24 protein-coding genes and 1 riboswitch are annotated in these 24,368 nt (G+C 46.2%); of the genes, 14 read left to right on the top strand and 10 right to left on the bottom strand.

From position 1 onward, the window contains the following. Positions 1-20: 20 nt before the first annotated feature. Positions 21-488 (top strand): MarR family winged helix-turn-helix transcriptional regulator, encoded by a 468-nt coding sequence (locus ACXAH6_RS14870; protein ID WP_474878063.1) that lies wholly within the window; start codon positions 21-23, stop codon positions 486-488. Positions 489-567: 79 nt separating this feature from the next. On the opposite strand, the gene feoB is transcribed toward ACXAH6_RS14870, so the two are convergent. Both feoB and ACXAH6_RS14880 read right to left on the bottom strand, forming a co-directional pair. Next, entirely contained in the window at positions 568-2,382 is a 1,815-nt protein-coding gene (gene feoB / locus ACXAH6_RS14875) for a ferrous iron transporter B (RefSeq protein ID WP_474878065.1), read from the bottom strand. A 45-nt stretch (positions 2,383-2,427) separates the two neighbouring features. Beyond that, a complete protein-coding gene (locus ACXAH6_RS14880; RefSeq protein ID WP_474878066.1) occupies positions 2,428-2,658 on the bottom strand; it encodes a FeoA family protein in 231 nt (76 codons plus the stop codon). A gap of 269 nt (positions 2,659-2,927) precedes the next feature. After that, positions 2,928-3,044, top strand: a riboswitch (TPP riboswitch). 92 nt (positions 3,045-3,136) lie between these two features. Here ACXAH6_RS14880 and thiC point away from each other — a divergent pair. The 6 genes from thiC to thiH are packed head-to-tail and all read left to right on the top strand — an operon-like array spanning position 3,137 to position 9,350. Continuing rightward, the gene (thiC, locus tag ACXAH6_RS14885; protein WP_474878068.1) at positions 3,137-5,038 is read left to right on the top strand and encodes a phosphomethylpyrimidine synthase ThiC; all 1,902 of its coding nucleotides are present in this window, start codon (positions 3,137-3,139) and stop codon (positions 5,036-5,038) included. A 10-nt stretch (positions 5,039-5,048) separates the two neighbouring features. Further along, positions 5,049-6,527, top strand: coding sequence for a thiamine phosphate synthase (gene thiE, locus ACXAH6_RS14890; RefSeq protein WP_474878069.1), 1,479 nt, complete (start codon positions 5,049-5,051; stop codon positions 6,525-6,527). Beyond that, entirely contained in the window at positions 6,520-7,266 is a 747-nt protein-coding gene (locus ACXAH6_RS14895; protein WP_474878071.1) for a HesA/MoeB/ThiF family protein, read from the top strand. Before thiE ends, ACXAH6_RS14895 begins: the two co-directional genes overlap by 8 nt. After that, complete coding sequence (thiS, locus tag ACXAH6_RS14900) at positions 7,263-7,463, top strand: sulfur carrier protein ThiS (protein ID WP_474878073.1); 201 nt, start codon at positions 7,263-7,265, stop codon at positions 7,461-7,463. The genes ACXAH6_RS14895 and thiS overlap by 4 nt, the downstream gene beginning before the upstream one ends. 1 nt (position 7,464) lies before the next feature. Next, positions 7,465-8,238 carry a thiazole synthase gene (locus ACXAH6_RS14905; RefSeq protein ID WP_474878074.1) on the top strand — a complete coding sequence of 258 codons (774 nt, stop codon included), beginning with the start codon at positions 7,465-7,467 and terminating at the stop codon, positions 8,236-8,238. Next, complete coding sequence (gene thiH / locus ACXAH6_RS14910; protein ID WP_474878076.1) at positions 8,235-9,350, top strand: 2-iminoacetate synthase ThiH; 1,116 nt, start codon at positions 8,235-8,237, stop codon at positions 9,348-9,350. The genes ACXAH6_RS14905 and thiH overlap by 4 nt, the downstream gene beginning before the upstream one ends. 53 nt (positions 9,351-9,403) lie before the next feature. Here the strand turns inward: thiH and ACXAH6_RS14915 are convergent, their stop codons facing one another. Further along, positions 9,404-10,249 carry a LytR/AlgR family response regulator transcription factor gene (locus tag ACXAH6_RS14915; protein WP_474878077.1) on the bottom strand — a complete coding sequence of 282 codons (846 nt, stop codon included), beginning with the start codon at positions 10,247-10,249 and terminating at the stop codon, positions 9,404-9,406. Between the two features lie 65 nt (positions 10,250-10,314). Here ACXAH6_RS14915 and ACXAH6_RS14920 point away from each other — a divergent pair, with 65 nt between their 5' ends. The 3 genes from ACXAH6_RS14920 to ACXAH6_RS14930 all read left to right on the top strand — a co-directional run bounded on the left by ACXAH6_RS14920 (position 10,315) and on the right by ACXAH6_RS14930 (position 12,143). Beyond that, entirely contained in the window at positions 10,315-11,541 is a 1,227-nt protein-coding gene (locus ACXAH6_RS14920) for an acyltransferase family protein (protein ID WP_474878079.1), read from the top strand. Positions 11,542-11,685: 144 nt separating this feature from the next. Beyond that, complete coding sequence (locus ACXAH6_RS14925; protein WP_474878080.1) at positions 11,686-11,883, top strand: hypothetical protein; 198 nt, start codon at positions 11,686-11,688, stop codon at positions 11,881-11,883. An 11-nt stretch (positions 11,884-11,894) separates the two neighbouring features. After that, the gene (locus tag ACXAH6_RS14930) at positions 11,895-12,143 is read left to right on the top strand and encodes a hypothetical protein (protein WP_474878082.1); all 249 of its coding nucleotides are present in this window, start codon (positions 11,895-11,897) and stop codon (positions 12,141-12,143) included. Positions 12,144-12,210: 67 nt separating this feature from the next. On the opposite strand, the gene ACXAH6_RS14935 is transcribed toward ACXAH6_RS14930, so the two are convergent. The 4 genes from ACXAH6_RS14935 to ACXAH6_RS14950 form a co-directional block, all read right to left on the bottom strand. Continuing rightward, positions 12,211-13,056: a helix-turn-helix domain-containing protein gene (locus tag ACXAH6_RS14935; RefSeq protein ID WP_474878083.1), complete on the bottom strand. Its 846-nt coding sequence runs from the start codon at positions 13,054-13,056 to the stop codon at positions 12,211-12,213. A 104-nt stretch (positions 13,057-13,160) separates the two neighbouring features. Then, entirely contained in the window at positions 13,161-13,964 is an 804-nt protein-coding gene (locus tag ACXAH6_RS14940; protein WP_474878085.1) for a DODA-type extradiol aromatic ring-opening family dioxygenase, read from the bottom strand. 216 nt (positions 13,965-14,180) lie between these two features. After that, entirely contained in the window at positions 14,181-15,098 is a 918-nt protein-coding gene (locus ACXAH6_RS14945; RefSeq protein WP_474878086.1) for a DUF697 domain-containing protein, read from the bottom strand. 8 nt (positions 15,099-15,106) lie between these two features. After that, on the bottom strand, positions 15,107-16,486 hold the full coding sequence (locus tag ACXAH6_RS14950; RefSeq protein WP_474878087.1) for a YcjX family protein: 1,380 nt from the start codon (positions 16,484-16,486) through the stop codon (positions 15,107-15,109). A gap of 274 nt (positions 16,487-16,760) precedes the next feature. On the opposite strand from ACXAH6_RS14950, the gene ACXAH6_RS14955 reads away from it, so the two are divergent. The 4 genes from ACXAH6_RS14955 to ACXAH6_RS14970 all read left to right on the top strand — a co-directional run bounded on the left by ACXAH6_RS14955 (position 16,761) and on the right by ACXAH6_RS14970 (position 20,672). Beyond that, complete coding sequence (locus ACXAH6_RS14955; RefSeq protein WP_474878089.1) at positions 16,761-17,987, top strand: threonine/serine exporter family protein; 1,227 nt, start codon at positions 16,761-16,763, stop codon at positions 17,985-17,987. Positions 17,988-18,143: 156 nt separating this feature from the next. Then, complete coding sequence (locus ACXAH6_RS14960) at positions 18,144-19,265, top strand: hypothetical protein (protein WP_474878090.1); 1,122 nt, start codon at positions 18,144-18,146, stop codon at positions 19,263-19,265. Further along, the gene (locus ACXAH6_RS14965) at positions 19,262-19,924 is read left to right on the top strand and encodes a sulfotransferase family 2 domain-containing protein (RefSeq protein ID WP_474878092.1); all 663 of its coding nucleotides are present in this window, start codon (positions 19,262-19,264) and stop codon (positions 19,922-19,924) included. The genes ACXAH6_RS14960 and ACXAH6_RS14965 overlap by 4 nt, the downstream gene beginning before the upstream one ends. Then, positions 19,911-20,672, top strand: a complete 762-nt coding sequence (locus ACXAH6_RS14970) for a glycosyltransferase family 2 protein (RefSeq protein ID WP_474878094.1) — start codon at positions 19,911-19,913, stop codon at positions 20,670-20,672. Before ACXAH6_RS14965 ends, ACXAH6_RS14970 begins: the two co-directional genes overlap by 14 nt. Positions 20,673-20,677: 5 nt before the next feature. Here the strand turns inward: ACXAH6_RS14970 and ACXAH6_RS14975 are convergent, their stop codons facing one another. The 3 genes from ACXAH6_RS14975 to ACXAH6_RS14985 all read right to left on the bottom strand — a co-directional run bounded on the left by ACXAH6_RS14975 (position 20,678) and on the right by ACXAH6_RS14985 (position 24,306). Further along, complete coding sequence (locus ACXAH6_RS14975) at positions 20,678-21,727, bottom strand: hypothetical protein (protein ID WP_474878156.1); 1,050 nt, start codon at positions 21,725-21,727, stop codon at positions 20,678-20,680. Positions 21,728-22,045: 318 nt separating this feature from the next. After that, on the bottom strand, positions 22,046-23,335 hold the full coding sequence (locus ACXAH6_RS14980; protein WP_474878096.1) for an alginate export family protein: 1,290 nt from the start codon (positions 23,333-23,335) through the stop codon (positions 22,046-22,048). Positions 23,336-23,439: 104 nt separating this feature from the next. Then, the gene (locus ACXAH6_RS14985) at positions 23,440-24,306 is read right to left on the bottom strand and encodes a DNA ligase (RefSeq protein WP_474878098.1); all 867 of its coding nucleotides are present in this window, start codon (positions 24,304-24,306) and stop codon (positions 23,440-23,442) included. Positions 24,307-24,368: the final 62 nt, after the last annotated feature.

Here is a 24,368-nt window from a genome sequence, read left to right on the forward strand (position 1 = left end):
ATTATGCTTAGATACTAATTGTGATTGGCGAACGTTCCAGCTCCTGCTGCTCTTTAGATTCTCTTGATCCTCTGGCTGACCTAGGGAGGCTTACTGCCGGTTTTAGAAACTTGCTAATTCGACAAATCGATATTGAATTAGCCCCCTTAGACCTCACCGCCGCGCAATATGGCATTATCATTAATATCGCAAACGGCAATGCCACTACGTTAGTAGAGTTGTGCAACAAAATGGATTACGACCGCGGGGCCATGAGTAGATTACTCAATAGGTTGGAAAAAAAAGAGCTGATTGAAAAGAAGAAGTGTCCCGATGATGCCCGTTCAAGCCGGTTAGTGTTAACAGCAAAAGGCCAAGCCTTCTTCCCCGAGTTAACCCCAAAAATCCGCGCCATTTATCAACGCGCCATGACAGGTTTCAGTGACGAAGAGCAACACGTATTCACCACATTGCTTTATCGCGCAGCCATGAACCTTCAGGCCCCTTAATTGGCCAAAACCCACTGATAAAAAAAAGCCCGGCAACTAATCAATGGTTAATTGCCGGGCTTAGTTGTTGTTGAAAGCGCTAAAAAATCGCGTTTACCGCTACCGCAATCACGTACGCAAGTATGCCGTAGGCCACGTACAGCCCCCACGACAGCTTGTTACTACCACTCTCGCCTTTTAGCATCGCTACGGTTGCTACACACTGCAATGCAACGACGTAGAAGAGCACCAATCCAAGGCCAGCACCTACGGTTAAGCCATCAGCCTGAATACGGTCTGCTAGCCCACCAATATCTTCATCAGCACCATCCATATGGAATAGTGTACCTAGAGCGCCAACAAATACTTCACGGGCAAGAAATGAAAGTAAAATCGCAATGCCGTATCGCCAGTCTAAGCCCATTGGTGCGAAGACAGGTTCAATAAAGTGACCTATTTGGCCCAACCACGAGTCTTCTAATGACGAGTTCATCGGGAAGTATCCCAACACCCAAATTGCCATCGACACCATAAAGATAATCGGTCCTGCACGACGTATAAACTGCAAACCACTATTGATAACGCGATAAACCAAAGGCTTCCAATGAGGCAAACGATACGTCGGCAATTCTAGAATAAAAGGCATGTCTTTTTGTTCGAGATCTTTCGGCAACAGTTTGTTTAACACCTGACTGATAATTAGTGCCATCACAATACCGAAGAAATATAACCCAAAGAAAGCCGTACCCTGCAGGTTAAAGATGCCAAGGAACGTTCCTTCCGATGGCACAAGTACCGCGACAAGCAAAGCGTAAACGGGTAATCGCGCTGAACACGACATCAAAGGAATAGTGAGCATGGTGATCAATCGCTTGTGCGGTGATTCAATAGTTCGCGCCGCCATAATGGCAGGGATCGCACATGCGTGACCCGATAAATAAGGAATAAAGCTACGGCCTGATAACCCAAAGAAACTCAAAGGGCGATGGCACATCAAGGCCGCCCGAGCAAGATACCCACTGTCTTCGAGCAATCCGATAACAAACGTCAGCACCATTATTTGCGGTACAAACACCAAGAATGACCCCAAACCGGCAAAAATAGCGTCGTTGAAGAAGTCGGTGACAATGCCTTCTGGTGTAATTTCACTCACGCCACCAGCGGCCTGTTCAATCAGCGCCTCTACACCATCCATTAACGGTGTGGCTAGCGTAAAGATACTCTGGAAAAGGACAAACATCACCGCAATAAAGGCAACACTTCCAAACCAACTGTTGAGCAAAAAGGCGTCAACCGTGTTTTGGTTTTTCAACACCACATGTTGTTGCACCCCAAACACTTTAGCAAGCTCGCGGCTGCGTTCAATGGCAGGCTCGTCTTTCACTGCTTCTGCGTTGATTGCTTTTTCTTGGGGAGCGGCGGCCATTTCAAGTAGCCCCACTTTGAACTCGTGCAAGCCGTCTAGTGTGCGGGCTGACAGGGCCATTACTGGGCTACCAAGCTCTTTCGACAATGCTTCAACATCGATATTTTCACCAATGCGGCGTACTTCGTCGATAAAGTTTAAGGCAAACATCATTGGCTTGTTGTGCTCAAGTGCGAGTTTTTGCACTTGCAACGCCAACACCAAACTACGCTCTAAGCGCGTGGCATCTAATACACACACCACCATCGAGGTATCGTCTTGCGCCATGGCACGCTTAATTTCATCCACCGCGACTTTTTCATCTTTGCTCAAACTCGTCAGTGAATACGTTCCTGGCATGTCGACTAATTCAAAATCGCCACAACGACCACGTTTTACTTCAACGGTAATACCTGGGTAATTGGCGACTTGCTGTCTTAAACCTGTGAGCTGGTTGAACAACAGACTTTTACCAGAGTTGGGTTTACCAACCATTAGAATGCGTTGCATAGGGTATATTCTATCCTGAATTTATTACTTAAAAATGGACGCGATTTAGTTCGCGGTGACAGCGATATTTGTGGCTAACTCATGCTCAATTGCAAAAACACTACCGCCTAATTGAAGCACAATGGGGCCGCCAATCGGGCCGCGACGTAAACATTCTATTTCTCGTCCTTTATCCACTCCCATCTCACGTAAACGGTGAATAACGTCACTATTGAGTGAACTGTCGAGTTCAATAACTGTTGCTTTTTGGTTTTTAGCAAGTTCCCACAGCGTCATAACACTTTCTCTTTTATTCGCGTTATTATGAGGTCTCAAATGTTAGCAAGCATTTACCAACTACCGAGCGAATCAAATAACAATCATTTCCATTTAGCGTAACAAAATCTGCTACTTCACACTAGTTATAATATCTCAATTGTCTACCACATAACGTGGAATATTAATGATTCAACGCAGTGTGATTCCGTAGTTGATATTTTTACGGCCACCAATATAACCGAAAAAAATCAGTTGAAGTTTGATTTTAAATCTTCTTATACTGAAAAAAACACTTGTCGGAGTGCTTCGTTATTTCGTAGAGATAACAAGCTGAGACCGCGAAAGCGGGATCCGTTGAACCTGATCAGGCTAATACCTGCGAAGGGAACAAGGCTACATCGTACACACATTACTCACTGCTAGGCGAGTTCTGTGTGTCGTTCGTCTTATCTCACTCCTGACAAGCATTACTCCATCACAAACAAGGTGAAATGCTATGTCACAACGACGTCAACAACGCGAAAACGCAACCCAATTTATTCACGGTTTAACCGGGAAGACATTTCCTAATTCCTATCGGCATTTTGAGCAAAGCGAAACTGGTATTCGCGTTGCTATGCGAATGATTAAGCAAACACCCACCGCAGTTGGTCAAGACGAGGCCGACCTAACTTGGGAGCAAAATCCTGATATTCCGGTTTACGATACCTCAGGCCCTTACGGAGATCCGACGGCTTCCATTGACGTGAGAAAAGGCATCGAGCCTATCAGAAAGTCATGGATTGAGAACCGAGCTGACACCACGTCTTTGGCAGATCTGTCCTCAGACTTTGGAAAAGCTCGCCGACAAGATATCGCCCTTGATGATCTCAGATTTAACGTCACCCATAACCCACTGCGGGCGAAACCTTCCCACTGTGTAACCCAACTGCACTATGCCAGACGCGGCATCGTCACGCCCGAGATGGAATACATTGCAATTCGCGAAAACATGGGGCGAGCGAAACTTGCTGCCGATCCGGTAAGCGAACAACACGCAGGGCAGAGCTTCGGCGCCAACACGCCCACGGAAATCACAGGTGAGTTTGTTCGCCAAGAGGTCGCAGAAGGCCGAGCGATTATTCCCGCGAATATCAATCATCCCGAATCTGAACCTATGATTATCGGCCGTAATTTCTTGGTTAAAGTGAACGCCAATATAGGTAACTCGGCGGTCACGTCTTCTATCGAAGAAGAAGTGGAAAAGTTGGTATGGTCAACCCGCTGGGGAGCCGATACGGTGATGGACTTATCAACCGGCAGAAACATTCACGAAACACGCGAGTGGATCCTTCGCAATAGCCCGGTTCCCATCGGTACAGTGCCAATTTATCAAGCGTTGGAAAAGGTGAATGGCGTTGCTGAAAAGCTCACTTGGGATGTATTCAAAGACACCCTCATTGAACAAGCCGAACAAGGCGTTGACTATTTCACAATTCACGCGGGCGTGAGGCTGGCGTTTGTCCCACTCACGGCTAATCGAGTAACTGGGATAGTGTCTCGCGGCGGCGCGATAATGGCAAAATGGTGTCTGTTTCATCACGAAGAGAATTTCCTGCATACCCACTTTGAAGAAATCTGTGAAATTTGTGCGCAATACGATGTGTCATTGTCGTTAGGAGATGGATTGCGCCCAGGTTCAGTGGCCGATGCAAATGATGAAGCACAGTTTTCTGAACTTCGAACATTGGGTGAATTAACTAAAATTGCCTGGAAACACGACGTTCAAGTGATGATAGAAGGCCCAGGTCACGTGCCAATGCACATGATTAAAGAAAACATGGAAGAGCAACTAACCCATTGCCACGAAGCGCCTTTCTACACCTTAGGCCCACTCACCACAGATATTGCACCGGGATACGACCATTTCACCAGTGGTATTGGGGCGGCGATGATTGGTTGGTATGGCTGTGCCATGCTGTGCTATGTCACGCCAAAAGAGCACTTGGGCTTACCGAATAAAGAAGACGTAAAACAGGGCCTGATTACCTACAAAATTGCCGCTCACGCTGCTGATTTGGCCAAGGGCCATCCCGGCGCGCAAATTCGCGACAATGCGATGTCGAAAGCACGCTTTGAATTTCGTTGGGAAGACCAGTTTAATCTGGCTTTGGACCCTGAAACCGCCCGTGCGTATCACGATGAAACCTTACCTCAAGCATCTGGCAAAGTTGCCCACTTTTGTTCAATGTGCGGGCCAAAATTCTGCTCTATGAAGCTGTCTCACGAGGTGAAAGCCGGCCGAACAATTCCCAATGAGAAAGCGGCCAAAGCAGGCATGAAAGAAATGTCAGAGGCGTTTGCGCAAAGTGGTGCAGATCTCTATGTCCCTCAGCAAGCAGTGACAACCGAAGACTAAGAGGTTCATCATGTTAGACTCTGTAATTTGGTGCATTGGTGCCATAGACAGTAGTGGCGGAGCTGGCCTGGCAGCCGACGCCCGTGCGGCCAATAGCTTGGGTGTTGAAGCTTGCCTTGTAACCACGGCACTGAGCGTTCAAAACCACACTCAGTGCGTTAATGTCACGGCCACCAGCTTGTCTGTGCTTCAACAAACCATGACACTGCTGTCACAGCAGCGACTGCCTGATGCAATAAAAATTGGGGTGGTGATCGACGATCATCAAGCCCGGCTCATTTCTCATTACATTAGTGTTGTAAAAGAGCAAGCACCGCACATCACCGTAGTGTGGGATCCAGTATTTAGCAGCTCCTCTGAGGGTGAACTCAGTCAACTTTCCAGTGACGGAATACGACGCCTTGCTACCGTAACCGACCTAATAACGCCCAATATTGATGAACTGCGCTTTCTATCTGGTACAGAGATTATCAATGACGATAGCGCGCTAAACGCAGCTCAATTATTACTACGCAAAAAAGTAAAAGGCGTATTGGTAAAAGCTGGGCATGCTTCGTGGCAATCGCAACCGGCTGATATTTGCGTTTTGGCAAATCAAGGGTTTCAACTGCAATATAGTCGCCACAACAACACTGCTGTTCGAGGCACCGGCTGTACCCTTGCCAGCGCTATCGCCAGTGCTTGCGCCCTCGGATACGAGCTAAAAGACGCGATTTGCCTTGCGGGTAGCTACCTCCATCAAGCGAGAAATCACACCCTTTCGGTAACGCAAACACACCGTGTTTTTAGCCAAGCTCCGTGGCCGAATAACAGCGCGCATTGCCCCCGAGTTAACCCTCTGCATCGCTCGCGTCCGTTGTTAAATAAAGGCTTCACGCCTTTAACCAATGAGCAAATTGGGCTTTACCCCGTAGTAGACAGTGTGGCTTGGCTTAAAACCCTGTTGCCTACTGGCATTCGTATGATTCAATTGCGTGTTAAGTCTGATGATCCGGCTTTTTTGCATGACGCAATTGGTAAGGCGATTGAACTGTGTCGTGATACACACAGCCAATTGTTCATTAATGATCATTGGGAACTGGCCATTGAGCTAGGCGCGTACGGTGTGCACTTGGGACAAGAAGATCTCGACACCGCAAACTTAGCCGCGATTCAACAGGCTGGTTTGCGTCTGGGCATTTCAACCCATGGCTACTATGAAATATGCACAGCGCTCAGTCTGCAGCCCTCTTATATCGCGTTAGGGCATATTTTTCCGACAGAAACCAAAGTCATGCCTTCCTCTCCGCAAGGTTTAGAGCGTCTAAAGCGATATGCCGATTTATTATCGTCTACCCCTACGGTTGCCATTGGCGGCATTGGTCTGGACAAAGCCGAAGCCGTGGCTGCATGCGGGGTGAACGGTGTCGCTGTTGTTACGGCGATTACCAAAGCAGCAGACCCCATTGAGCAGACCTTAGCACTTCAGCGCAAGGTGGGCCATGCTTAGTCACCAACAGCAAATACGCTACAGTCGGCAACTGTTGTTGCCTGAAATAGATGAAGCGGGCCAACTCGCCTTAGCCAAGGCGCGTATTCTCATTGTGGGTTTAGGCGGTTTAGGCTGTGCAGTATCAGTCTACCTTGCCGGTGCTGGCGTTGGAGAGCTAATACTCGTCGACGATGATGTGGTATCACTGAGCAACTTACCTCGCCAGTTGTTATATACCTCTGAGAACACTGGTCAGCGCAAAGTCGACGTGGCCAAAAAGCACCTGCTCGGCATCAACCCCGACATCACCATTCACACACAAGCAGTGCGCCTTACTCATGACACACCCTATACAGAAGGCTCGCCAGATATACTAATAGACTGCACCGATAACCTTTCTTCTCGCTTCTACCTCAATACATTAAGTAGACAATTTGGTGTACCGCTAGTGAGCGGTGCAGCGCAAGGCTTTGATGGACACTTTATCGTGTTTTCGGGGCATCCGACATCAGCGTGTTTCGGCTGTTTGTATACCCCATCACAACAAGCTGACGGCGATTGCTTATCACAAGGCATATCTGGCCCTGTTGTCGGTATGATTGGCATGATGCAAGCGCAAGCTGTACTCAACTATATTGTCGGCATCACGCTTCCCTCCAATAGTTACCTACATCGTCTGAATGGTAAAACACTGCAATGGCGGCAGTTGTTGGTCAACAAAAACCCAAACTGTACAGAATGTGGAACACGACTATGAATATTACGCTTAACCACAGCCGTTATGAACTGAATGACGGCACCCCCGTCACGTCACTTATTCAAGCGCTGGCATTAGCACCTAACGGGATAGCCATCGCGATAAACCACACCATTATTCCACCGTCCGACTGGCACCTTCACGAGCTAAAAGAACACGACGTGGTAGATATTTTTAACGTTGTCGCCGGAGGATAATATGCTGACAATTGCAGATAAAACGTTCACCTCAAGACTATTTACCGGCACAGGTAAGTTCTCGTCGGCAACCGTGATGGCCGACAGCATAAAGCGCAGTGGCAGTGAACTAGTGACCACCGCGATGAAACGCATAGATTTAACCCACACATCAGACCCAACACTACAAGCTCTCAATGATTTGGGGGTAAATCTATTACCAAATACGTCGGGGGCGCGCACCGCCAATGAAGCGATTTACGCCGCACAACTGGCGCAACAAGCACTGGGAACAAATTGGGTTAAATTAGAAATTCATCCAGACCAACGGTATTTACTACCCGACCCAATAGAAACCCTAATTGCAGCTGAAACCTTGGTTAAACTTGGCTTTGTCGTGTTGCCGTACTGTGGCGCAGATCCCGTGTTGTGTAAGCGTCTTGAAGAAGTTGGTTGTGCCGCAGTGATGCCACTTGGCGCGCCTATCGGCTCCAACCAAGGGCTACAAACTCAGCCATTTCTTGAAATTATTGTAGAACAAGCAAAAGTGCCAGTTGTTGTTGACGCGGGGATAGGTAAGCCTAGTCATGCGGTTGCAGCGATGGAACTCGGCGTAGATGCAGTTTTAGTCAATACTGCTATTGCCAGCGCAAAGGATCCCATCACGATGGCAGACGCATTCCGACAAGCGGTTGACATAGGTAGACAAGCCTTTCTATCAGGCTTGGGGCAACCCCATCAACACGCGGTGCAATCCAGTCCTTTAACCGGCTTTCTTGACGAGGCGCTAGCATGAGTTTTTCGTCATTACTGCAACCGACGTTTTGGGATGAAGTGAAACTCGCTCTCTTCTCCGCTACTCACCAAGATGTTATACGCGCAATAGAAAAACCCCGAAAATCTATGCGCGACATTGCCGCTCTGATGTCTCCGGCAGCCGAACGCGATATAGAGTTGTTAGCGAATGAGTCGGTGCGGCTGACACGGCAGCGGTTTGGCTATACGCTGTCGTTGTTTGCCCCGTTGTACCTATCGAACTTATGCGCCAATGAATGTACCTATTGCGGTTTTACTATGAGTAATCGCATTAAACGTAAAACGTTGTCCAAAGACGAAATACAACAAGAAGCCGAGGCGCTGAAAGCCGCGGGGTTTGACGCAATACTACTGGTTTCTGGTGAACACGAGCGCAAGGTAGGCATGCCCTACTTTCTTGATGCTTTAGCAATTCTACGCCCTTATTTTTCGTCTATCGCGATGGAAGTTCAGCCCTTATCCGTAAGCGACTACCAAGCCTTGAGAAAAGCCGGCGTGAACAGTGTGCTGGTGTATCAAGAAACCTATCATCCACGACAATATGCGCAACATCATAAACATGGGAAAAAAACCGATTTTGATTGGCGGCTCGCCACACCTGAACGACTAGGCCAAGCAGGGATTAACAAAATAGGTTTAGGGGCATTGCTAGGTTTAAGTGATTGCTGGCGCACCGACAGTGTGATCTGCGCCTTACACGCGCAATACCTGCAAAATCACTTTTGGCGTAGTCGTTATTCAATGGCATTCCCTCGTTTGCGCGCTTGTGTCGGCAACGCCCACCAGCAGCAGCCTGTGAGCGACCGTCAACTCCTGCAACTCATTTGCGCCCATCGCATCATTAACCCTGAATTAGAAATCAGTTTATCAACCCGTGAGAATGCACATTTCAGAGACAACCTGTTGCCCCTAGGGATCACCACACTGTCAGCAGGTTCAAAAACACAGCCCGGTGGTTACAGTAATAGCCATGATGACGCGTTGAGCCAATTCGATACTGAAGATAAACGCTCAGCACAAGAGGTCGCGAGTGTCATCCACAATAAAGGATTTGAGCCTATTTGGCACGACTGGTTACCCGCCTTCTGCTAGCTCAAAGTTTGTTTAAATTGGTCTTTATAACGGCGAGACAAAGGTAAGCGGTTTCAAGTTTTTAATGTAATAACACCATCGCCACTTTTTTCATAAGAGATCGACTCAATTGCACGATGGGCGACGCCGTAGCTGCGATGCACACGACTAAAGCCCCTCGACGCCAATTGCGTCGTGAGCTTATCCATGGTCGTGCGCAATGGATAAATACGCCCATTACTGTGCAAGTTCACGTAGTTACCCGCAGACTCTAGCCATTGAATATCGTTCACATTAAGCAAAAACTCTTTGTCTAACTTTTTGACCAACAAATGTTCTGCGCATTCATTCACCGGCTGAGGGGTATTCGCTTCGCCTTGGGCAACCCAGTTTGCTTCGCCTTTCATACGCACATAGATATAGCGCGCAATATAAAAATAGGCGTAGAACATCATGTAACCCCAAGCATCTTTTCGATACTCGTACCAAAATTCACGCATTACTGGACCAAAATTGTAATCCCCGCCTTGCCAGGAATAGATCGCCTCACGAAAAGTAACCATTAAACAAATGTGTGCAGCAGAAAATAAAACCGTAAGGCAAAGGTGAATACCCAGCCAACGAACAGGAAAAGAAAGCGTGGGAGGTAACCGGCGAAACAGCCAAATCAAGATGGGGGCGAGTATAAATGTGGAAAGTGCACTCGAATATTCCCACGTAATTGGCTCCCACAATCCAATTTCTACTGCACCGTCACGGTTGTGTTCGGTCCATGTTGAGAAAACATTAATGGTGTTATTAATGATCAGGTATACCGCGAGCAACAAATAACCGTAGGCTGCGGGGTGTCGATCAATTTTAGCGAATAATTTCGCCCCGCTATTCCACCACTTATCACTTTTTTCAGTCTTATTAAGCATTTAACGCTGTTCACATTATGAGTTCGCAACCAGTATGCGCGAAAAGCACTCACAAGGACAAGCTTATGCCATCCTCTTCATCAGCAGTTTCAACACGACATTACGACATTGACTGGTTGCGCTTTTTGGCGTTTGGCTTATTGATTTTTTATCACTTGGGCATGTATTACGTTAAAGACTGGGGCTGGCATATTAAAAGCCCATTTCCCCAAGCGTGGCTGCAAGACGTAATGATATTGCCCAATCAGTGGCGCATGTCACTGCTGTTTTTTATCAGCGGTTTGGCGTTGAGTGTTGCATCAAACCATCAATCAAACTCGACACTGTTTTTACGTCGAACAAGCCGCCTACTTCTTCCCTTACTCTTTGGTATGTTTGTGATTGTCGCTCCTCAAGTATACATAGAAGCGCGCTCGCAACACTTAATAGAAGAGGGCTTTATTCAATTTTGGTTGGCTTACATCAACCCAAATACACCTTTACTCAAGGCACATCAAAGCATAATTGGGTTACTCACATGGAACCACTTGTGGTTTGTGCCTTATCTTTGGGTGTACACGCTACTTTATATATTGTGCCGCCCTTTTATTAGCAAAGCGCTATCACTCCCACCGTTTAGTGAGCGAGGCTTGCCTCCCCTTGTTGGGGTAACCATGGTGTTAGTGGGTATGGCCGTGGTTTGGGTTTATCTACGCAACGCCTTCCCTTCAACTCACGCGCTAATAGGCGATTGGTACAACCATGGTAAATACGGGCTCGCGTTTTTTATCGGTGTGGTATTCGTCCGCTCTCATCATTGGTGGCAATGTACTATTCGCTACCGGACGTGTTGGCTGGTGAGCGCACTATGTTGTTATTTACTGATTATTGCAGACAGGCATGAATATTTTACTGAATGGGTAGAACACAACCAAGACGCCCTGTGGTTTCGGCCCTTTGTCGGCCTTATATTGGCCCTCAATATGTGGAGTTGGATATTCGCTGTGGTCGGTTATGCGGGCAAGTATCTCAATGCGCCCTCGCCCTTCATCATTAACGCCAACCGCGCCATTTATCCCAGCTACCTCCTGCATCAAACCTTAATCATAGTGTGTGCATGGTGGCTATTACCTTATTCGCTGCCACCACTGTGGGAAAGCGTGGTAATTCTGATTTTTACCCTGATGGGATGTTGGTTGGGAGTCAAGTTTGCGCAATTAACGCCTTTCACAGCCAAACTGATGGGCTATGTAAAAAAGACGCCTGAAAAAATGTCTGTTAAAAGCGACACTATTACAAAGCATGAACAATAGACTTTTATGCCAATCACTAAGTAAAAATCGATTTCATCAATTAATTCAGTTACTTAATTTATTTTTACAAAGTTGGCAAGCTTATCGCATTATGAATTATGCATTCACCGTTTTTTGCAGTGTTTTCGCGATAAGGAGAGCATCATGATTTTGTTATTAGTATTGTTTAGCACGTTAGCGTTTGTAGGCATCGCTGTGCATTATGCTGGTATTTCAGGCTCAATATCAGGCATAGGTAAAGCGCTACTGTTAAGTGTGTTGTACCTCGTGTTTTTTGGCTTTCTCGCATCAACGTTTCGCAAAAAACGTCATACGCCAACCAAAGATGCAATGCCGTCTTAAAGGAGAACTGCATGAAAACTATTAAACAACTATCTACCTTCGCTTTTATCGCACTTTTTACGTTTACGCTTTCAGCCTGTAGTGATGACAACGCCGAAGAGGCTGGCGAGAAAATTGACGACATGACGCAAAACGCGAAAGACTCAATGAAAGACGCCGGTGACAAAATTGATGAAATGGCAACAGACGCAGGTAACGCCATTGAAGACAAATGCGAAGAATTGAAAGAAGAGACGGATATGAAAGACACCGACTGTTAACTCAACCAGTCGCTCCCGTAGCGCGCATCGACAACCTCGGTGCGCGCTTTTTTTCGGTGATGATGTTTTAGTGCGTGGCGAAACCACGCTGCCTAAACTGACCTGCCGTAATCCCAACAATTTGCTTAAAGAAACGACTGAAATACGCAGGGTCTTTAAAGCCAAGCGACAGTGCCACTTCCTCAACGCTCTCTTGACGATAGAGCAATCGCTGCTTTGCCTGACCAATAAGATAAAGATGTATCAAATGCTTGGGAGATTGCCCTAAGTTCGCCTGACATAAGCGATTCAAAGTCGACACAGAAATACCCATGGCTTCGGCATAATCTTTCACCGAAATATGCGTTAGGGCGTGTTCTTCTATCAAACCGCGAAACACTTTAAGCATTTCGCCATTCGATGCGTCGGCATGATTTTGAATTTTTTGATTTACATGCAAATCAACCAATAGCGACTCACAACGCTTGGCTAAGCTCAGCGCCTCGCTTTGTTGATTAGCATTCAACTGCTCATTCACATCAAGTAACGCTTCAAGCAATAAGTACAGTTTATCTTGTACATCGCTGGTAATGGCAAGCACCGCTTTTTGCTCAAAGACTTCATGTGTGAACACTTTCGGCGACAACGACAACACAACACCCGACACAGCATCGTCGAATTCAATGAAATGTGACGTGCCAGCAGGCACAATTACAACCGTGGTTGCTGGCGCGACTAGAGGATCGGTCGCGCCATTCACCAAAGTAACCGGAGTAGAATCGGTCGACAACACATACACTCGAATGGCATGTGAACTGACTTTTCCTTCGTCGCCTACTCCTTGATTAATCGGTTCAATATAAACAGATGTGGGGACATCCATTTTGAATTGCTTGCCAATGAGATCACTCAACAACAGTTCAGCTCCTGACATAAGTACACCTTTTTACAAACTACTTCTAATCTGTATTAAAAAGTACAGTACCTTTCCCCATATTTGTATTATCACAAAGGTTAATTTTCACGCAAAAACACAAGTTAAACGCCATTCTTTGCCCATAAAAACATGCTGGCGTGCTTGTTGACTATCTTTAAGGCGAAAGTTTCATCAGGACCACGATTAGCCAGGCCGTAACAAATATGCAGCGGGATTAGGTGTTCTTCTCTCGGATGACTAAACCGGCCACCGGGGGCTAGATGCCATTCGATCAAATGCTGCTCACGCTCAGCTTCAGATAAAGCAGGCGACGTTAACGTTGTTTGTAACCACTGATCAAAAGCAAGGTTTTGGGTGTTGGCACTAGCATCCTGTGAGAAAAACGCGCGCATGTTATGAAACGAAAATCCAGATCCAATAACCAACACATCGGATAGGTCGACTGCCGCAAGAGCCCGCCCCAGTTGAATATGGGCCTGTGCATCTAAGTGCTGCATCAAAGAAATTTGAATTACCGGAATATCAGCCTCTGGGTACATTAACAGCAGCGGTACAAACACCCCATGATCATAACCACGCTCTTCACTCAACATGCTTTCGATACCCGCTTGCGACAATGCACTTTGCACTGATTTCGCCAGTTCCGGAGCGCCTGCACACGGGTATGTCAAATCATAAGCCTGCGCGGGAAACCCATAGTAGTCGTAAATTAAACTGGGATTAGCCCCCGCCGTAATGGTCGGTTTGCGTTCTTCCCAATGTGCACTAAACACGATGATAGCCTTGGGCTTGGTAAGCTTTGCACTGATCGATTGCAAGGTGTCGACCATTTCTTGATGGCTTGGGTCGCCCAACAAGGGCATGGGGCCACCACCATGAGATAAATAAAGAATATCGGGTTGCATAGACTTAGCTACTTGTCGAAATGAGATACCCTAATAATGCGGGGTTTTACCCAATAATTCTCTCGCAATTATTGGGACGATTTGAATCGAATAATCGAATTTACGGCGCACAATTCACGTTTTGTATAACGTCATAATGTTCAAAACAGGAACAGATGCCGTCTATCTATTAAGAGTACAGTTAGTTTGTAAATACTCGCATACTAGTTAAATAGGTTATTTTTCACTTTCCAATAACTGGATCAACGCTTTGCCCAACCTTACATTTAACGCGCCTGCGGCAATAGCTTCGGCAGAGTTTTCGAGAAACTTCGCCGTTAACGAGCCACTTATCTGATTTGTTAATTCATCAGTGGCTAAGTCAAGAAAGCTCTGAGCGGCAATATTTTGCGCAAGTACCTTTAATAAACGCCACGTACCCATGGTGCCTGGGCGGATACCATAAACCTGAGCGAGTCGACGAATAGTACGCACGCTGATCCAAATCACTACCAGCGTCTGAATCACATTATTCGGGCTAATAAAAGACAAACTCCCGCTAACCATCGACTCTTTCTTCAGCACTTGGTTTGCTTTGTCCTTCACCGGCTTTTCAACCATTGTTTGATACAAGCTAATAATTTCTTGCTTGGTTAGGTCGGCGTTCAAGGCGTGAGAGTATTGCAGATAGGCGCGCGCAGCATAACTATCGCGATGAAACGTTTTGGCATGTTCAGCTAATTGTTTTTGTGCAGATTGTTTGTCAGCGCATTCGTGCAGTGCACGGTAATCTAACTTGTGCGTCATATACCGTTTTACTGCAAATAAGCCTCTGACTTCTTTACCAATTAGCGTAACAACACACGCCACCAGCGCAAACAATAGAGCACCGAGAATCGACGTGGTGATGGGGTAATTGTCAAATTGGGAGACCAATGTGTCTACTGCGTCAAACGCGGAAAAACCCACAAAGCAAATCACCGCCAGAAGCAACACACTGAGGGAGAGTGACAAGCCAGTTTTGGTGTTGTCATCCCCAACCCAAGGTTCTACGTCAACCCGCTGGGGCATATGAGCTTTTGGCTGTTCCGCGTCTAGGGTGACTTCTTTGATCCTAGAGCGATACTGTGGCTTTTCATTTGAAGATACCGTCATGGTGACTCCTATTCATCAAGCAGAAACTGAAACAATCGGTCCAAACCTCTGCCGTTTAGTATTCGCGGTAAATAATCACTGGGCAACGCTGGCTTGATCAAGGGGTAATGTTCATCAGCCGCCATCGCTTTAATGCTCTCGGGCAAAGGCTCAAACTGAGCCTCAACATAGTTCCCAGTGTTGTTGGTATAGCGCAAAGCGTTACTTTGCTCCCCTCCGTCGGTCGCCTGAATGGCAGAAACAAGAAAATGCTCAAACTCGATAGCCTGACTGTCAAACTTGGCTCGCGCTCCAGCGGTCACTTCTTCGAGTAACCGTAGCATATCTGGCTTAAAGCCTTCTGGGATTAAATCCATTTTGGTGGCGACAAAAGCCACTCGCCCAATTTTGTGTTTGCGAAGCACTCGCTTTTCAAACCAATTTGTATTGCCATACACAAAGGTTTCAGCCAGATGACTCAATGTTTCTTTTAGTTGGTATAGGTGCTGCTTACTGTGATTCAGCCCTTCGAACATATCGACCAAGATAATCTGTTTGTCTGCTTTAACAAACGCATCTGCACGCAAGGGCGTTAACCACTCTGTTTGAAACACAGTAAAGTGCTGGGTAAATACCTGACACCAAGGGTGAGAATGGTCATGGGCTATTTTTGAAGGCAACGGAGTAAACCCATTTTGTCGCCAGTTAAAGCCGTGCTCATCAATTAAAAAGCTTCCCGGCTGAAGCATTGAAATACCACCCGCTTTAGCCGCAGCCAAATAACCGCGATAGGCCTCAACCAGTTCTTGAATTGCAGCATCGGTGGGAGCTTGGTCAAAATCAAAGTGTTTAACTTTTTCATGCCATGTATGTGCAAAGGCGCTTTGTGGCTCGCTCAACTGCTGCGCCCAAGAAGAGTCAGACCATTGGCCGAAGCGCGTATTCAACATGGGCAAATCGGTGATCCACTCACCGGGATAGTCGAGAAACTCAAAAACAATATCGGTATACGGCAACAAGTGCTTTTTCAGCCCGTGGGTTTGCTTTAAACGCACAACCAGTTTGAACGCATAAACTTGTTCGGTAGGTGCAGGCCACTGCCCTTTTTCTAATGATTGCAAATGATCATCAAGAGGGAACATCACCTGACCTTCTGCATCTTCCACCCACATTGCGTCAACCTGCTCCATAGGCAACCGCGTGAGCAGCGGTAAGCATTGGTATTTTTGCTCTGACCGATACTTTAATATTGTCATCAAACTGGTGAACAACATTGATTTACCACTCCGGCTCAAGCCAGTAATGGTAAATTTATGATGTTGTTTTAAAAACCAATGCTCTAATTTATCTGTACTTTTGTCGTACAAAGCATCAAAGCGCTGGCTAATTTGATTAACGATATTCTTCATGCATGCCTTGCTATTGAGTTAAACCGGTTTCACGCGCATTTAAAGATGCGATATAAACAGTATTGGGGTATTTTTGCTTAAAAAAAGCACGCAAATGGTGAGGAATTGTAAACGGGTGTGTATTGCCGCTCAAACCATGCATTTTTGCCTTAGTTTTTCTAATTCACCACCCTTACTATTTATGTATTGATAAGGGGTGAATCGAGCACTAGAATTCGCGCGTTTTTTCGACACGCCCTTTTTATTTTTTCGCTAATGACATTGAGAGACAACGTTGGATACCGCTGAGTTTATTCAAATTCGTAAATTTATCGTGAAGCTTGGAAAAATGCTGCACAAGTACGGTACACCTGCTTTTCGGTTAGAAGCTTACTTGGCCGAGGTTGCCACCTATTTAGGTGTAAAAGCGTCGTTTATTTCCACTCCGACGTCGTTAACTTTTGTCATTTGGAGCGATCGTCACGAAGACGAATACAACCATGCGGCGCGCTTAATGCCAGGCGACCTAGACATGAATGCCCTGTCTCGAACCGATGATTTAGCTAATGAGCTACTCGCAGGCAAAGTGACGCTGCAAGAGGCAGACAAACGTCTTGATGACATCGACCAGCTACCAAGCCCCTACGGCAAAATCATTACGGGTATTGCGTTTAGTTTATCCACCGGCGCATTTGCAATGTTGATGGGTGCCTCTTGGGCAGAGATATTGTGGTCGGCCTTATTAGGTCAAGTAACGTATTTTTGGACCTTGTGGGCACAACGTTCAAAACGCGTGAACTTAATGTTAGAGCCAGTCACATCATTTCTGGTCGGTTTGTTTGCTTGCGCTATTGGTCGTTACCTCGACCCAGGGATTAATATTCCTCTTATTGTGCTTTCAGCGGTCATCATTCTAGTGCCCGGCTTAGCCTTAACAATGGGTCTTTCTGAATTGGCGTCGCGAAATATGGTCAGCGGCACAGCAAGGGTAATGGACGCTTTAATGCAGCTGTTCAAGCTCTACTTTGGCGCGTTCTTAGGCGTGGCTATTGGTTTTAGTTTGTTTGGCGAAAACGTGTATACGCCCGCTGAGTCATTGCCGTATTGGGCCACATGGTTGTCGGTATTGCTGTTGTGCATCGGCTTGGTCGCTATCTTCCGTACTCGACTAAAACACATTCCGTGGGCAATGGTATCGGCAATGTTGGCCTACAGTGCCAGCGTGTGGGGCGCATTTTATATGGACCAGGGGCTAGGTACCTTTGTCGGCGCTTTTGTATTGGGGATTTACGCCAATTTGTTTACCCGACTGACCAACCAGCCTTCCACCATTGTAGGTATGCACGGTCTTATTGTTTTGGTGCCGGGCTCTAAAACCTACATAGGGCTAAACTCATTCATATCAGGCATAGACTTTGTGCAAGCGGATCACGTTGGCCAAGAAGTGTTTCTCATTTTCATGTCTCTTGTCGCTGGCTTGATTTTCGCCAACGTGGTTTTGCCCACTAAAAAAGCCCTATAGCACTGTTGGTGCCAGCTAATTGGCACCAACAAGCTACCCCTTTAACTAGGGTATCACTACAAAATATTCCTTCTCAGCCATAGACATTTTCGTGGCAGCTGATTTACTCTTTATGTTTGTGTTTTAAACAACAATAATGCCAAGGAATAAGCAAGCGTGGCTAAAAACGTATTAGTTATTGATTTGATTAGTCACAGTGAAATGCACCTGCCCTTTAACGAAGGCTTTTTGGCATTCCTGTCGAAACACCATCACGACTCACAACTCACCTTTTGTGCATGTGAAGGGCACATCAATAATTTAGTCATTCGCAGAGACAACTTGGCGTTTCGCTCGATCCCCAATTTACGTGAAGCATTGGGATCGCACAGTATTCACGACCCATTTAAGACTATCCCTTTAACCAAGCGTATTATTTCACAAGCGCTGAACGCCGAGTCATACGACATGGTGTATATTTGTGGCGCGTACGGCCCCATGATTTACGCCATCAGCCGTGTGTTAAGCCGTATCCCCACAAGAATTGTACAGCATGATCAACTGGCTACGGCCATGGCATGGCAACCAAGAAACCCGTTGATCAAATTATTCAGTTACCCAAGTGCGTTGAAGTGGTTCTTGTCGAAGCGACATCAAATGATTATGTTGGAATTGGGTTTAACTAGCGTGATACGCCAAATTTCAGCGCGCGCAGCGCAACAAACGGTTACTTTAGAACATCCAATACTGACAACCGAACATCAGTACAAACCCTTCGACCATACCAACCCCAAATTCGGTTTTTTGGGGCATTGTGACCCCTCAAAAGGTTTTGATATCTTTTGTGCTATGTCGGTCGAATTCCAAGCATCTAGCTTTGTTGCCATCGGTAAAGACAACTATTTAAAACACGGTGATATTGCCCATCATTTGGCTGTCCCCCCTACTGAAAGTCATCTCAGCCGCGAAGAGTTTCTTGCTCGCTTGCACAGTGTCGATATCATATTACTGCCTTTAAAAGGGAACACCTCCTATGTCAGTAGCGGCTCAATAATCGACGCCATTGCTAGCCTCAAACCTATGATAATTCGACGCAATCAGTCTATTGCAGCGATAGCCAAGAAATACGGTGAGTTTTGTTTCACCTATCTGGACGAAGCGGAAATTCCCGCCATCATGGCGCAAATTATCAGCGGTGAAAAGCAACATGAAATCGATAGCTTCATTGCTGTCATGAGCGAAATTCGCAGAGCAAGAGCACCTGAAAATCTGCAATTCGAGGTAGACAACTACTCATGAGTGTTAAAGCAAAAATACGCCAATTAATGGGTCATTGGGAAGAAGAAAAGTTTCTTCGCGGATGCGAAAAAGGGCCAATACCACAAGCCGTATATGAGCAACAATGTATCTTTATTCATATCCCTCGTACCGCAGGAAGTAGTGTGGTTAAGGCAGGCGTACAAGAAGTTTACGGCCATTTGGGGATAGATTGGTATTTTAACAAAGACGCTGAATTTGCAGCAAAAGCATTAAAAGTGGCTTTTGTGCGAAACCCGTGGGATCGCATTCACTCGTGTTATCACTACTTAGCTCACAAATCTGGGCACGTAAGAGACACTAAATTCAAAAAACGTTTTTTAGCGCACACTCACTCCTTTGAAGAATTTGTGATGACAACCTTGCACCTACCCGACGTGCAACGCTTCATGCATTTTAAGCCTCAGGTTGACTATATTACTTATCGAAATGAGCCCTGTATTGATTTTATCGGGCGCTTTGAGTCGCTTCACCAAGACGTTCATAAACTGGGTGACATGATTGGAAAATCACTTAACTTGCCCCACGTTAATGAATCAAATAAACAGAAAACAGGGCAGGTATACAACAAAGCAATGATTGAGAAAGTGGCCAGTGTTTACGCCAAAGATATCGAGGTGTTCAACTATGAATATCAGTAACATTGGCTTTGTGCTACCAGTGTACAACAACGCGGCAGTAGTAAAGCGTTGCTTGGATACGCTACTAGCCACTATTCCTCAAGAGCTACATCAGTACGTTGTGATCTCTGACGACGGCAGCAATGAAGAAACACAAACACTCATTCATAGCTATACCGATCACAATGTTGTTGCGTTGTTTGGCGAGTCAAATCAGGGCTACACCGCCAATACTAATCGCGGTATTGAAAAAGCGCTCTCTTTAGGTTGTGAGTATATTTATTTATTAAATAGCGACCTTGCTTTTCAACCCGGATGGCTACAATTCAGCGCACGCTACCATACCTCAAATACACTGCTTAGCTTCTTCTACAGTAAAGAATTTACTCCCGGTCGCCTGTTGAACCGCCATAAAAAACTTGCCCACAAACTCGAATTCTCTTGTGTGGGTATTCCTGCGCGCGCGTTTAACGAGTTAGGCTTACTAGCCTCTGAGCTACCTAAAGGGTATTACACAGATGATGATTTTTGCCTACGGGCAATGATTGCAGGCTTTGATCTTGTTGCGCTGGAAAACCGCAATAACCGGTACGTGAGCCATGAATGCGGGGTGACTTTTGGTAAAGATAAGCGCAACGCAGTAATGAGAGAATGCAGCGTGATCATGGAAAAGAAGTGGCGTTCAATACTAGCAACAACCACTTCCCAAGAAGAAAAACGAATTATACAGCGATATTTTTCCGAAAACTTTTGGGTTCCCGACAACTAACACGCTCACCCAATCAAATCATGAATTTCATTGATGGGCGGTAGCAAGTGTTCAGGTTGATAGAACAAACGGTTTAGTCGGCCCAAGAAGTTCACCGTGCGCGAAGGGTCATGCGCTTTCACCCGTCGGTGGCTTTCTGTTTGCAAAAACTCTATGGGTTGTAACGCCATTGCTTCAATATCTCGTTCGGTAATCCCCATTCCTAATACCGTCGATAGAATCCGCTCAGTTTTACTCTCGTTACTCGGTATCAGTTGACTCCCGAGTAATTGCTCAACGGTGTCGCCAATAACACAAAGGGTTTCGTTGATCGCCGCCCATATATCATCGTGTTCAATTTGCGCGCCTGTCTTCGCATAATAGCCCATCACTTCCCATTCCAGCTCTGCATTACTTACAGCAATAGAGCTGTCAACTTCAGGCGCGAAAGACAAATCAGGACGGGCGCCAATGTTATAGGCGTCTACTGAAAAGCCCACACAAATAGTCACATCGGGTAAGTGTGATGGCGTATAAAGCGACTCAAAAGCCGCCCGCTTCACTCCCATCCAGCCATACACTTGGCTAGGTTGCTGAATAAAATGGCGCACATCATCAGGCAAGTCTTCGCCAAATTTATCAATAAACAGAGAAGTTGGATCTTGCGTGGGGTCATCTTTTGGCAACCACACTTCATATTCCTGACGGTTGTCTTCTTTGCCGCGACTTTTAATGCCAAACGACAAATTCACTGGCCGGCAAATACTTCTGTCTTCGTCTACACGATGAAAATACTCACTGCGTAGACGCTTAATAAAAGGCGCATCAGGACCAGCAAGCGCTGCTGTGGGGTATCGATAGCCTATTTCACTTTGTGGCACATGCGATAATGAAGGAATATGCTGACTTAACAGCGACTTGATACCGGCAAGAACATGTACAGACGGCGCAATGACACTCCGCTCAGGTTCGATATTCAAACGCTGGCCATTTGGCGCAATAAATTTAGGGGTTTTGTGGAATTCATGCCCTACTAGCCCTAGCGTAGCAGCGGCATTGTCACGAATTTTCGCCATTTCGACGAATAACACAGAATGGTCACGTATGTGTTTGAATAATGGTCTATTCACTGCACGTTCCTTGCTTGAGTCTGACTACACCTCCAGTGTGCCACAAAATACCGATTCAGCTATATATTAATCATCGTCTATATATTCAATTCTCACAATAGAGCGCCTGACTAAGTACATAAGCGTACTATCAGGCGCTTGTGTCCTTTCACGAAGCAGCAATCACCATACCGTCATGGTCGATGCATACTGATTCTATGCCAGCCTGCAAAGAATAAAGCCAAGCGATATTCATGTTGCTGCCCCTTGTGTGGTTGTTACACATTAGAACTTATACAAAAACGCTGTATAGCCGTATACAGAATCGTCTGGATAGTCGCCTCGCTCAAAACCATCGCCTTTATTCAAATAAGCACCGCCAAACTCCAAACGTAGCGACTTAATAATTTGCCAGCGCCAGCGAGCCTCAACTTGATGACCAATGAACTTGTCGACGGCGTCAGGCGCTTTGTGATACCACATTGCTTTATAGCCCAACATCACTTTATGCACAGAATCGAACGTACTATTGCTGCGCAAGCCCACTGCCAACAGGTTGCGTCTAGGCATTGCTTGGTAAACATCGGTGGGACCAAAATCGAAACGTCGAACACCGTATAACCCATCAAACGCTTCGTATTTATCGTCGGCGCTGTTGTTGTCGCCACTGGCAAAGTCAAACTCACCTCGTAAGGTTGTGGTCTCGGTAATTTTCTTACCCAAGGTACTGTGAACCATCCATGCTCTTACATCGACATCGTTGGTATCAGTCGCAGCGGTAGAGAGTCGTGTAGTACCAGTTTGCCCAATCACTTCCACGTTGGCTTTCCAAACGTCTGCAATGGTAGTGGTATAGTCAACCGACGCAGTGTACAAATCGCGGTTTTTGGTCGCTAAATTCTTACCGTCGCTCTCTTTAAACCAGTAACTGTGTACCTTCCACGTTTTATCATCTGATTCAGCATAAAAGCCAAATAGCTTGCGCTCTGTAAAGCTTTTATCAAAGGCGCGCTCATTGTCCCACACATCGGCTTTCGCGGTCGGTAAACGACTCACAGGAAGCAAATACAAGCCTCTCACATTCCAATTATCGAACTTCCAGTCAACCAAAGCCCCATCAAAGGTATTAATCGTATTTCTAAATACCCCTTTAGCGATTAATCGTCTCGAACCGTGATCGATAGCGAAGCGCCCCAAGGTAACAGCCTGCAAGCCTTGTTCATCTTCTGGATTGTAACTAATAAAATATTGTAGCGGCTCAAGCGTATTCACTTGAGAAGAGCCTATTGATGGGTCACCATCACTCAACCAAGCACGAGAATCTTCAATTTCAACGGTTGCGTTGAAGTTGTCCCAATTGGCCTCGCCTTTTAGCAATAATCGAGAAGAAATTCGTTCGTTATTTTGCGGCCGTTGCTCTGCACTACTGGGAAAAATAGGGTTGTGTAAATTCTCATAGCGCATTCGCCATGAACCAGAAAAATCAAACTCGACATCACTCGCCTGCGCGTGTGACACCAAACCAAATGCACTTCCCAGTACAACCCCAAACAACTTAACCCGTATATTTTTCATATGATATAAACCCTAAAACTCAACACCTTCGGTGTTAGCGACAACTTTATGGCTTTAGTATAGACAGGATTTTCTCTCCCGTCCGTTGTGCGTATATTTTTTTATTAATTTGAATTAGATAAGTCTACCTCAGGCCTAACACGAAGAAAGCTAGCAAATTTAGGCTTGTTATTTTTTGTTCGCCCGTAAAACTTAAATGTGACCCAACTGCCAATAGATGGCGGATGTTGCCGCTGAGCCAAGCTAAAACCCGTTCCAATCTTAAATCGCACGCCGTTTTTACTCTCTACCTGCAAAGCACCCAACATGCCAGCGAATTTTCCTTTGCCTTCAACGTAACCCACCACTTTTGCCTCGTCATCTTCAAAGCGTTTTACTTTGAGTAATGCGTTGCTCCTCCCCGCTCTATACCTTGCATCTTGATGATGCAGCATAACCCCCTCACCACCAGCACTCACTATTTGGTCTAATGTTTCTTCAAGTGCTTGATGCGAATTAACTTTCCATTGAGGTACAACAGCCAGATAGCGCTGCGGGTAGGCGTGTACTAGAGTTTCCATCGCCTTCACGCGCGAATGAAATGGGCCTTCTTGCTCAGGTAGGTCGAACATCATCATGCGTACTGTTCGCCAGCGCTGATCAGGCACATCGCTCAACACTATGGATACGATGTTTTCAAAATCATTTCGCTTTGTCCAAAGCTCGCCATCCATGGGAACATCAGGCCAGCCTAGCGTAAACCAAGCGGGCGCGTGAATGCGGTTGCCATTTCGCGTTAGCAGTTCAGTGCCCGTCCAGCGAGCCCTTACTCCATCGAGTTTTTCACTGACGAAATAGTCTCTGACTTGAATATGTTTGTGGTACACCTTAGCGAGTTGAACCCGGCCAATAAATTGAACCGGTTCAGGCGTAGCGAAACCATGCAGAGGCGAAAGTAAGAGGGCATACAAAAGCCAAGTCCAAATTCTCATAGCGATAATCGTTAGAAAAAATTTGGACACAGCTTTGCAGGTAATCTGTTTGAATATAACTG

It is taken from the genome of Alteromonas sp. ABE4_545 (assembly GCF_056161325.1).

Coding starts and splice junctions, on each gene's coding strand:
- feoB (WP_474878065.1), bottom strand. CDS start 2,382: ATGCAACGCATTCTAATGGTTGGTAAACCCAACTCTGGTAAAAGTCTG.
- ACXAH6_RS14880 (WP_474878066.1), bottom strand. CDS start 2,658: ATGACGCTGTGGGAACTTGCTAAAAACCAAAAAGCAACAGTTATTGAA.
- thiC (WP_474878068.1), top strand. CDS start 3,137: ATGTCACAACGACGTCAACAACGCGAAAACGCAACCCAATTTATTCAC.
- thiE (WP_474878069.1), top strand. CDS start 5,049: ATGTTAGACTCTGTAATTTGGTGCATTGGTGCCATAGACAGTAGTGGC.
- ACXAH6_RS14895 (WP_474878071.1), top strand. CDS start 6,520: ATGCTTAGTCACCAACAGCAAATACGCTACAGTCGGCAACTGTTGTTG.
- thiS (WP_474878073.1), top strand. CDS start 7,263: ATGAATATTACGCTTAACCACAGCCGTTATGAACTGAATGACGGCACC.
- ACXAH6_RS14905 (WP_474878074.1), top strand. CDS start 7,465: ATGCTGACAATTGCAGATAAAACGTTCACCTCAAGACTATTTACCGGC.
- thiH (WP_474878076.1), top strand. CDS start 8,235: ATGAGTTTTTCGTCATTACTGCAACCGACGTTTTGGGATGAAGTGAAA.
- ACXAH6_RS14915 (WP_474878077.1), bottom strand. CDS start 10,249: ATGCTTAATAAGACTGAAAAAAGTGATAAGTGGTGGAATAGCGGGGCG.
- ACXAH6_RS14920 (WP_474878079.1), top strand. CDS start 10,315: ATGCCATCCTCTTCATCAGCAGTTTCAACACGACATTACGACATTGAC.
- ACXAH6_RS14925 (WP_474878080.1), top strand. CDS start 11,686: ATGATTTTGTTATTAGTATTGTTTAGCACGTTAGCGTTTGTAGGCATC.
- ACXAH6_RS14930 (WP_474878082.1), top strand. CDS start 11,895: ATGAAAACTATTAAACAACTATCTACCTTCGCTTTTATCGCACTTTTT.
- ACXAH6_RS14935 (WP_474878083.1), bottom strand. CDS start 13,056: ATGTCAGGAGCTGAACTGTTGTTGAGTGATCTCATTGGCAAGCAATTC.
- ACXAH6_RS14940 (WP_474878085.1), bottom strand. CDS start 13,964: ATGCAACCCGATATTCTTTATTTATCTCATGGTGGTGGCCCCATGCCC.
- ACXAH6_RS14945 (WP_474878086.1), bottom strand. CDS start 15,098: ATGACGGTATCTTCAAATGAAAAGCCACAGTATCGCTCTAGGATCAAA.
- ACXAH6_RS14950 (WP_474878087.1), bottom strand. CDS start 16,486: ATGAAGAATATCGTTAATCAAATTAGCCAGCGCTTTGATGCTTTGTAC.
- ACXAH6_RS14965 (WP_474878092.1), top strand. CDS start 19,262: ATGAGTGTTAAAGCAAAAATACGCCAATTAATGGGTCATTGGGAAGAA.
- ACXAH6_RS14970 (WP_474878094.1), top strand. CDS start 19,911: ATGAATATCAGTAACATTGGCTTTGTGCTACCAGTGTACAACAACGCG.
- ACXAH6_RS14975 (WP_474878156.1), bottom strand. CDS start 21,727: ATGGCGAAAATTCGTGACAATGCCGCTGCTACGCTAGGGCTAGTAGGG.
- ACXAH6_RS14980 (WP_474878096.1), bottom strand. CDS start 23,335: ATGAAAAATATACGGGTTAAGTTGTTTGGGGTTGTACTGGGAAGTGCA.
- ACXAH6_RS14985 (WP_474878098.1), bottom strand. CDS start 24,306: ATGAGAATTTGGACTTGGCTTTTGTATGCCCTCTTACTTTCGCCTCTG.